Raw genomic sequence first — 2,010 nt, 5'->3', positions numbered from 1 at the left:
CAGCATCTCGTCGAGCTGCTGGGCCGACTTGGGCACCGGGCTCATGGCGCCGAGGTCGGCGCGCCACAGATGGCCGCCCTGCCAGATGACCAGCACCAGCGCAGCCACGCCGAGCCCCGCAAGCATCCAGCGCAGGTGCGGCAGGCCGCGCACGAGCACGCCGGCCGCGCGCGCCATGTAGCGGCGCATGCCCATGCCGGTGGCGCCATCGGGCGCGAGCATGGGCAATGCGTAGCGCGTGGCCAGCGCCGCGGCCACGAGCCCTGCGATGGAGAACACGCCCAGCTGCGCCAGGCCCGGGAATCCCGAGAACACCAGCGCCGCGAAGCCGCACACCGAGGTCAGCAGCCCGAGCCGCACGGTGGGCCAGTGCACATCGCGCCAGCGCGCCCAGCCGGTGCCGGCCACGGCCGCGCCGCGCGCCTGGATCAGGTAGTAGATGGCGTAGTCGACGGTCTCGCCGATCAGCGTGCTGCCGAAGCCCAGCGTCATGCCGTGCACCGAGCCGAACACCACGCTGACCGCCGCGGTCCCCACCACCACGCCGGTGGCCACGGGCAGGAACGCGATGACCAGCGCGCGCGGCGACGCGAAGGCCAGCAGCAGCAGGCCGCCCATCACGATGCCGCCCACGATCGCGAGGTGGATCGCTTCGGTCTTGATCTTGTCGCGGCTCAGCACCGAGAACACGGGCGGGCCGCTCAGCAGCAGCTTCGGCCGGGTGGCCTCTTCCATGCCGCGCGTGGCGGCATCGAAGGCCGCGTGCACGCTTGCAATGGTTTGCGCCTGGGCGTCGAGATCGCTGCCCGCCGCGCGCGTGGTGACGATCATGAGCGCCCGCGGCGCGCTGCGCGACATCCAGACGCCGTCTTCGCTGCGCGGCGCGCTGGCCGGCGTCAGCTCGACGGCAATGCGCTGGGTCTCGCCGGTGGGATCGCGGTCGAGCAAGGGCTTGATCGCGTTGCCGGCCGGCGTGCCGAGCATCGACAGCGTTTCGTAGATCGCGTCGCGCAGGCCTTCGGCGGTGAAATGCTCGGGCCGGACGCCCGGCGAAAGCTGGTAGCGGTGCGCGAAGACCCAGGTGCCGGCCTCGCTCCAGTCGCCGGTGTCGCCGTTCTGGATCAGGTCGAAGAGCCGGCTCTCGCGCATGGACTTGGCCACGGCGCGCGATACGGCCGCGCGCTGCTCGGCACTCGCGCCGCCCTCGATGCCGAGCATCAGCGTGCGCGAGGCCACGCCGCTTTGCAGCTGCTCGATGAGCACCTGCTGCCGCGCGTCGGGGCTCTTGGGCAGGAAGGCGGAAAGGTCGGCGCTGAACTGCGTGCGCGCGATCTGCAGCGCGCCGCCGAGCAGCACCAGCGCCCAGACCAGCAGCACCAGCGCCCGGCGCTGCCAGCCCGGCGGGCCGCGCTCCCCGGTCTCGCGCTCCTTCACGGCGTGGTGCGTCCAGCGGCACCCGGGCGCTCGGGCGTGATGCTCATCACCGAGCGGTCGCCGCCGACGAACTCCATTTCAAGGCCCAGCACCTCGCCGGCACGGCCGCTGATGCGGATGCTGCGCACCTGCGCCGCGAGCCGGCTGTCGGCCGGCAGGAGGTCGAGCGTCCAGTTGGCGGCCGAACCGCTCACCGTGCTGCGGAAATAGCGCTGCAGCGTGGCGCCATCGCCGGTCAGCGTGCCGCGCATGGCTTCGACCAGGCCGAGCAGCTCGGGCATGCTGTCGAGCGTCAGCGTGCGATTGCGGCCGCCGCGCGAGAGCGTCAGCGTGTTGCCTTCGACCGCCATGGTTTCCACGCGCGGCGACAAGGTGCGCCGCACCAGCTTGTCGGGCGCATCGAAGCTCAGCGTGCCGCGCGCATCGAGCGGGCCTTCGAGGCCGTGCACGAAACGCTGCTCGGTGAAGCGGGCCTCGCCGCTCTTCTGCTTGGCAAGCAGCACCATCAGGTCGGGCAGGTCGAAGGCCCACGCCGGCGCGGCGCAGAAGGCCAGTGCCAGCAGCAGGCTCCTGCAA

Annotated in this window: 2 protein-coding genes; both read right to left on the bottom strand. The window is 72.2% G+C overall.

Features of this window, described 5'->3' with window-relative positions; genetic code table 11:
- Positions 1-1,434 (bottom strand): MMPL family transporter (locus tag AC1DOC_RS31355; RefSeq protein WP_478131296.1); only part of this gene is annotated, 1,434 nt, incomplete at its 3' end.
- The coding region (locus tag AC1DOC_RS31350) for a LolA-related protein (RefSeq protein WP_478131295.1) at positions 1,431-2,010 on the bottom strand (580 nt) is incomplete at its 5' end. The genes AC1DOC_RS31350 and AC1DOC_RS31355, both read right to left, overlap by 4 nt.

The organism is Variovorax sp. 01T439_2, assembly GCF_056398445.1.
This window is presented reverse-complemented; position numbering and strand designations above follow the sequence as displayed.